4 protein-coding genes and 2 pseudogenes are annotated in these 7,540 nt (G+C 74.0%); 3 read left to right on the top strand and 3 right to left on the bottom strand.

Translation table 11 applies throughout. The features are described from left to right. Positions 1–243, bottom strand: a 243-nt coding sequence (locus DY245_RS45230; protein ID WP_220377892.1) for a hypothetical protein, incomplete at its 3' end; no start/stop codon positions are given. Positions 244–306: 63 nt separating this feature from the next. Between DY245_RS45230 and DY245_RS15925 the strand changes: the two genes are divergently transcribed. Then, the gene (locus tag DY245_RS15925; RefSeq protein WP_220377891.1) at positions 307–1,572 is read left to right on the top strand and encodes an outer membrane protein assembly factor BamB family protein; all 1,266 of its coding nucleotides are present in this window, start codon (positions 307–309) and stop codon (positions 1,570–1,572) included. A 79-nt stretch (positions 1,573–1,651) separates the two neighbouring features. Here the strand turns inward: DY245_RS15925 and lhgO are convergent, their stop codons facing one another. After that, positions 1,652–2,872 carry an L-2-hydroxyglutarate oxidase gene (gene lhgO / locus DY245_RS15920; protein ID WP_128507870.1) on the bottom strand — a complete coding sequence of 407 codons (1,221 nt, stop codon included), beginning with the start codon at positions 2,870–2,872 and terminating at the stop codon, positions 1,652–1,654. 193 nt (positions 2,873–3,065) lie between these two features. After that, entirely contained in the window at positions 3,066–4,514 is a 1,449-nt protein-coding gene (locus DY245_RS15915; protein ID WP_018092687.1) for an NsdA family TPR-like regulatory protein, read from the bottom strand. Between the two features lie 800 nt (positions 4,515–5,314). On the opposite strand from DY245_RS15915, the pseudogene DY245_RS46335 reads away from it, so the two are divergent. Continuing rightward, a pseudogene (locus DY245_RS46335) lies at positions 5,315–5,886 on the top strand (asparagine synthase-related protein); the annotation flags it as partial. A gap of 1 nt (position 5,887) precedes the next feature. Further along, positions 5,888–7,482 (top strand): annotated as a pseudogene (locus DY245_RS15910) (asparagine synthase-related protein); the annotation flags it as partial. Between the last annotated feature and the right edge of the window lie 58 nt (positions 7,483–7,540).

Below are 7,540 nucleotides of genomic sequence, written 5' to 3'. Positions count from 1 at the left end.
CCGGGCCAGATGCCCGCCGCCCCCGGCCCGTACGGCGCTCAGCCCGGGCCGGGGCCCGCACAGTTCCCCCCGCCCATGGCCCAGCCCCAGGGGCCGCCCCAGCAGGGCTACCCGGCCCCGCCCGCGCCGCAGGGAGGCCAGCAGCCGCCCCCGCCGTACGCCCAGAACCAGGGCCAGATGCCCGGCCGCCCGCCGTTCCCCGGCGGGCCCATGGCGCCCCAGTTCCAGGGAGGGCCGGGCCATCCCGCCACGCCCGGGCCGGGAGGGCCGGGCCATCCCGCCACGCCCGGGCGCAGCGGTGCGCCCGTGCCGCTCATCCTGGCGATCGTGATGGTCGTGCTGGTGGCCGGCGGGGTCGGCGGGTACTTCCTCCTCACGGGGAACGACTCTGCCGATCCGAACGCCGGTCGGCCGGCAAATGCCATGCCGCGGCTGTGGGAGGCGGCGTCGCCCACGTCCGAGCGCGAGGGACAGAACGAGAACGGGCTGCGCTCGATGTGGTTCAACAACGACGACGTCATCTACGGCGACGGCGAGGGCGTACGGGCGTACAACCGCAAGACCGGCAAGAAGAAGTGGACGGCCAAGACGCCCAAGGGCGCGGGCGAGGTCTGCGCGATGTCGAAGGAGCCCAGTGACGACGGCGTGGGTGCCGTGGTCTTCGACGCGGGTGGCGACGACTGCTCCTATCTCTCCGTCATCGACACCGACACCGGCCGGACGCTGTGGTCGAAGAACCTCCAGGACGGGGAGGATGCGGAGCGCCGGCCGCGGGTCGTGGTGAACAGCAAGGTCGTTGCCGTCACGATCGGCCGGACCTACGCAGGCTTCACCGTCGCCGGTGGAGCGAAGGCCTGGGAGCTGACCGCGCGCGGTCACGCATGCACCAACTCGGCGGGGCTGAGCCCCCAGTACCTGGCCGTGGTCAGCGACTGCCCCGATGCGAAGCCGAAGAAGCAGATGGCGCTCCAGGACCTGGAGTACGCCGGCATCCATTCGAAGATCACGGGTGAGCACCGTGCGATCGAGCAGGTCCTCTCGGACCTGCCCCTGACGCTCCTGATGGACAGCGGCAGCTCGGGCAGTCCCGACCGCTTCATCCAGACCTATACGAAGGAAGGAAAGCCGGACCACTCCTTCAAGCTTGAGGGCGAGCTGAAGGAGATGACGTTCGAACCGCGCAGCACGTACGTCGATGAGGACGATCAGGTTCTGGTGGCCGGTTACGGTGCCAACAACGGCCTGGCGGCCATGGACCTGCGGACGGGCAAGCTGCTGTGGAAGAAGCGCGGCTCGGCGGCCATCGCCGGTGTGGACCGCCAAGGCTTGATCATGGTGACCGATTCGCCCGACAGCGGCGCCTCCGCGGTGAACGCTCTGCTGGTCTCGGCCGGCCTGCGGGACGGCAAGGAGAAGGTGATGGGTGCGCTCTACGAGAAGGAGCACAACCTGCCGGCTCCCAGCGATATGTCGCTCGCCTGGAATGGCAACGACAACACGCTCTTCGTCCAGAGCGAGCGGCTCAGCGACAACCGCCCGGGCGTGCAGGCCTTCAAGGCGCCGGCCGGCTGACGTCTCCAGGGCGATGCCGCCACCGATCCGCCGCCTCTCGGCCCCGCCCCTCAAGGGGGAGGGGCCGAGAGGCGTTGTGTCATGCGCGGCTCTGCCCCAGCAGCCCCAGCACCCGCCGCGCCACCTCCCGCCCGATGGGCAGTGACGCCGTGGCGGCGGGGGACGGGGCGTTGAGGACATGGATCATGCCGGGGGTTTCGGCGAAGAGGAAGTCGTCGACGAGGGTGCCGTCGGGGAGGACGGCCTGGGCGCGGACGCCGGCCGGGGAGGGGACCAGGTCTTCCTCGCGGGCGGCCGGCAGGAGGCGGCGGACCGCGTCGGCGAAGGCGTGCCGGGACAGTGAGCGGTGGAGTTCGCCGGCGCCGTAGCGCCAGTGGCGGCGGGCTATCCGCCAGGAGCCGGGGTAGGTGAGGGTGCCGGCCAGTTCGGTGGGGCGGATCGTGCGCCAGTCGTAGCCCTCGCGGGCCAGCGCGGGGACGGCGTTCGGGCCGATGTGCACGGCGCCGTCGATACCGCGGGTCAGATGCACGCCGAGGAAGGGGAAGGCCGGGTCGGGGACCGGGTAGACCAGGCCGCGGACGAGGGAGGCGCGCTCCGGGGCGAGGGTGAAGTACTCGCCGCGGAAGGGGACGATCCGCATGCCGGGGGCGTCGCCGGCCAGCCGGGCGATCCGGTCGCAGTGCAGACCGGCGCAGTTGACCAGGGCGCGGGCGCGGTGGACCGTGCCGTCGGCCGTACGGACCGCGACCCGGCCGGGGCGGCGGCCGATCGCCGTCACCTCGGCGCCGTACCGGATCCGGGCGCCGGCGTCGGTGGCGAGCGCAGCGAACCGGCGGGCGACGGCGCCGAAGTCGCAGACGCCGGTCGTGCCGACATGGATGGCGGCCAGGCCGCGCACCTCGGGTTCGTACTCGGCTATCTGGGCGGGGCCCAGCTCGCGCACCGGCAGGCCGTGTTCGCGGCCGCGCTGGATCAGGCCGTGCAGCCGCGGCAGCTCGCTGCGGTCGGTGGCGACGATCAGCTTGCCGGTGACCTCATGCGGAATGTCGTGTTCGGTGCAGAACTTCACCATTTCCGCCGAGCCCTGGAGGGCGAAGCGGGCCTTGAGCGAGCCGGGCGGGTAGTAGATGCCGCTGTGGATCACGCCGCTGTTGCGCCCGGTCTGATGGCGGGCCGGTCCGGGCTCCTTCTCCAGGACCACGACACGCGTGCCCGGCGCGGCCCGCGTGATCGCGTGGGCCGTAGAGAGTCCGACGATGCCGGCACCGATCACCAGTACATCGCAGTCGTACGCCGCCACTGCACCTCCCCAACCGCATGACCGCAGGCCCGCCCGTCGCCGCGGACCTGCGCATCATCGCCGACGACGTATCCCATCATGACGGTCGGCACTGACAATGCCGCACGGGCGATGCCGCACCGGCGACGCTTACCGGCGGGTGACCGCGTGGCCGCGAGCAGGCGGCGGTCCCTCCCCAAGAGCCGCCCGCCCCCTACGCCGGCGCCGCCAGCAGCGGTCTGGCCCGCTCCCGCAGCTCCACCACCCGGGGCTCGTCGCCGTACGGCTCCAGGCGGTGCAGCAGATCGCGGACGTACTCGGTGGTGCGGGCCGAGGAGATCCGGCCGGCCACCTCGACCGCGCGGGTGCCCGCCGCGCACGCCGCGTCCAGATTGCCGGACTCCAGTTCGGCGACCGCGGACACCACCAGACGCAGACCGTGCGAGCGGACGAACTCCTCGGTCGGGCGGGAGAGCGCCTGCTCGGTGAAGCGGCGGACCTGGCGGGGCAACCGCAGATCGCGGTAGCACTCGGCGGCGTCGGCGGCGAAGCGTTCGTACGAGTAGAAGTCCAGCCACGACGGGTCGGGGTCGCCGCCGCGGGACCGCTCCAGCCAGCCCTCGGAGGCCTTCAGCGCCACCTCACAGGCGCGCGCCTCGCCGGCCTTGGCCTGTGCCCGCGCCTCCACCAGGCGGAAGAAGCTCATGGTGCGGGCGGTGGCCAGACCGCGGTTGCGCTCCAGGGCGGCCTGCGCGAGATCGACGCCCTCGTCCGCGAAGCCCCGGTAGGTCGCCTGGAGGGACATCGAGGCGAGGACATACCCGCCCAGGGGGACGTCGGCGGCCGCGCGGGCCAGCCGCAGCGCCTGGATGTAGTAGCGCTGGGCCGCCTCCTGCTGGCCGGTGTCGAAGGCCATCCACCCCGCGAGCCGGGTGAGTTCGGAGGTCGCCCCGAACAGCGCACGGCCCACCTCGTCGCTGTACGAGGCCAGGAGTAACGGCGCCGCGTCCACCCTCAGGCACTCCGGCACCATCGACGAACGCCAGTCCCCACCGCCGTACTTGGAGTCCCAGCGGCGCGCGTCCTCCGCCGCCTCGCGCAGCTTGCTGACGTCACTGTGGCCGACGTGCTGCGGGATTCCGGCGTCGCCGGCCGCCGCGGCGTCCTTGTCGCGCGCCTCGGCCGCCTCCCGCGCCACCGAACTGTCGGCCGGCGATATCAGCCAGCGCGAGGCGGGGGTGGCATACGCGCTGACGGCGAAGGATCCGGCCAGGCTCTGCCAGATGCCGCCACCGCCGGCCCGCCGACCGGCCAGATCGAGACGGTACAACTCGGTCGCGGAGCGCACCGCGGCGCCCACATCGCGGGGAAACGCCAGGCCGACCTCGGGTGCCGGGTCCGCGTCGGCCAGCCCGATCTCGTGCAGCGGCACCGGCCGGCCGAGCTTGCTGCCGATCGCGGACGCGATCAGATGGGGCGCGGCGCCTTGGGGCACCATGCCCTTGGAAACCCACCGGGCCACCGACGTCTTGTCATAGCGAAGCGTCAGTCCGCGCTGCGCACCGAGGTCGTTGACCCGGCGTGCCAGTCCGGCATTGCTGATACCCGCGAGGGCGAGAACGGTGCCGAGCTTCTCGTTCGGCCCGCGTATATCCCTGGACATGCGCACCCCTCGACACACCGACAGCCGCCCCGGTACCCCGGGGCATGCGTCCACCCAGAGTAGTTCGCCGGATCCCGACCGTTAAGAGCCGGTGTCCCGGATGGCGAGATTCATGTTCAAACAGGGGTGCGGGGATTGGCATGTGCTCCGGGTACGTGTGCCCGTGCGCCCGTCCGTGCGCGCTGGCCGCCCGTCATCGGGAGCGCTTCCATGGCTTCTGCGTGGGTCGGCCCGCTGCACTGGATCCAGTGGGCTGGGGGACACCGTCACCTCATTCCCCGCGGGTGACGGTCCGGTCCGGGAGGCGAAGCCCGCCTCCCGGACCGTCGCGAAGACCGGTCGCCGACCGGTCGTGTCACCGGTTGACGCGGCCCCCGCATACGTCAACTGGACTGTGCGGAACGGACTTTGGCCGAAAATCGACGGGTGATGATTTCACGCCGTCGCATACTCCGGGCCGCCCCGGGAGCCACACGGGGGGCTCCCGGGGCCGATGCGGGGGACCGCCGGCGCGCGATCCGCCCGCGCGTCGGGGCCCGGCTCATCCGGCCGTCGTGCAGGCACTGTGTGCCGCGTCCGTTCCGCCGTTCGCGGCCCGCCCATGGTGCCCCATGGCCGCCCGGCCGGCCGTCCGTGGCCCGTCCGCGCCGTGAACTGCCCGTATACGGGCCTTCTTCGACACCGCCGCTGCGCCGCTGTCATGGCAGCATGGGCGGCACAACAGCTGGGCGACAGCTCGGCGATCCGCTGTACGGGGCGGCCGTTGGCCCCGGCGGACGGGGAATCGGGTGGAGGCGGCGATGCGCTGGTTGGTGGGGTGGAGCAGTGCCGCCACGAGGCCGGCCGCCACAGGGGCGGAAGCCGGCGCGGAGAGCCGCGCGGTCCAGCCCGTGGGCGCCCACATTCTGTGGGGTGACCCGGACCCCCTGTGGGCGGTCGGCGACTGGCGGCCGGACGAGGTCCGCGTCGTACAGGCCGACCCCGAGACCCGGCTCGCCGTCTTCGGCGTCTGTGGGGCCACCGACGATCAGCTGCGGGTCGGCCTCTTCGCGGCGCGCGGCGGCGCACTGCGCCACCTCACCGCCTGGCCCGGCAGCTACACCGCCGTCGTCCAGGTAGGACGGCGGATCACCGTCACCGGCGATCTGGCCGGCGCCCGCCCCGTCTTCCACACCCCCTGGGCCGGCGGCACCGCCTACGCCACCGCCGCCCTCCCGCTCGCCGACCTGATAGAGGCCAGTCTCGACGTCGGCCACCTGGCCGCGCTGCTGGCCTGCCCGGACGCCCCCGAGGCGCTCGGCGCCGGCACGCCGTACGAAGGGGTCCGCCGGATCCCGCCCGGTCACGCCCTGGTGCTGCGCGGCGGCGTCCGNCGCCGTACGAAGGGGTCCGCCGGATCCCGCCCGGTCACGCCCTGGTGCTGCGCGGCGGCGTCCGCGACATCACCTCCTACGAACCGACCGCCTCGCTCGCCGTCGCCGCACCCCAACTCGCCCCGGAACAAGCCGTCGACGGCGTCCGCGACGCCCTGGTCGAGGCGGTCCGGACCCGGCTCGCCGTCCCCCGGCACGCCCCCGACCCGGACGGACTCGACGGTCTCGACCCCGGGCCGGTGCCCGGCATGGGCCCGGCCGAGCGGCGCGCCGCACGCGGTGCACCGGCCCCCGGCATCGGCGCCGACCTCTCCGGAGGCAGCGCCTCCGCAACCCTCGCCCTCCTGGCCGCCGGCCTCCCCGGGCGGCCCGGAAGGCTGGGCGGCCACGGCGAACGCCTGCTCGCCGTCACCTTCAACGACCGTGCCACCAACGGCGACCAGGCCCACCGCGACGCCGAACTGGAGCGCGCCCGCAGCATCGCCGACAACCCGCGGCTGCACCACGTCGTCGTCGCGGCCGGCGAAGAGGCCCTCCCGTACGCGGACCTCGAAAGCGGCCCGCTCACGGACGAGCCGGGCCCCTCCCTCACCACCGCGAGCCGCCACCGCCGGCGCCTGCTGGCCGGCAGCGCCGACCACTTCGTCGGACACGGCGCCCGCCAGGTTCTCGACGCACACCCGGCCCGGCTCGCCGACCTCCTCATGGACCGCCGCCGACGCCATCTGCTGCGCCCGGTCACCGCGCTGGCCAAGGCGGACGGCCCCTCGGCGCAGTCCGTCCTCGTCCCCTTCACCGTCTACCGCGCCGCCCGCAGGCTCGCCCGTACGCCGTACCCGGACGGCATCGCCGATACCGCGCGCCGCCTCCTGGAGCGGCAGTTCGCCGACGAGCCGGTGGCCGACGGGGCCGTGGACGCCTCGTTGGCCGCGCTCGCCTGGTGCCGGCCGGGTCCGGCCGCGCGCTGGCTCACGGGCGAGGCGCTGGCCGAAGTATCGGTTCGTCTCGGTGACGCGGCGACCCGCTCGCCCGCCGTGGGCCGCCCCGGTGAGCGCCGCGCCCGCGCCGCACTGGCCCGCCAGGCCGCCGACCACCGGGTCTTCGAGCAGGCCGCCGAGGTCCGCAACCAGCGGCTGCACGCCCCCTTCCTCGACAACCAGGTGGTGCTCGCCTGCCGCGCCCTGCCGGACACCCTGCGGGTGCAGCCGGGGGCCCGGGCCGCCGTACTGCGCTCCGTACTGGCCGGCGCCGGCGTACGGGATCTGCCTCCCGGATGGGGCGCCACCTCGCACCTCTCCCACGCCGCCGCCGTACGCGCCGGGCTGCGCGGGGCCGTCGGCGCCCTGGTGGGGCTCTTCGACGCACCGTTGCTCGCCGATGCGGGGCTGGTCGAGGCACGGGTGGTGCGCAAGGCGCTGCGGTCGGCGGCCGAGGGGGCCGCGTTGCCGCTGGACGGGCTGGCCGAGCTGGTCTCCACGGAGCTGTGGTTGCGACGGCTGGTGGCACGGCGGGGCACGTGTTGGGTGGGGGCCGAGGGGGTTGCGCGGCAGCGGGCGGTCGCGGGCGGAGTGGTTCCGCGTGCGCGGTTGTCGTAAGCGGGGTTTCTGTTCGTCGCCCGGTGGCCGCGGGGTGGGCGGCCCGGCCCACCCCCAC

The sequence above is a fragment of the Streptomyces inhibens genome, from assembly GCF_003389455.1.
In the GTDB taxonomy this organism is placed as follows: Bacteria; Actinomycetota; Actinomycetes; order Streptomycetales; family Streptomycetaceae; genus Streptomyces; species Streptomyces inhibens.
This window is presented reverse-complemented; position numbering and strand designations above follow the sequence as displayed.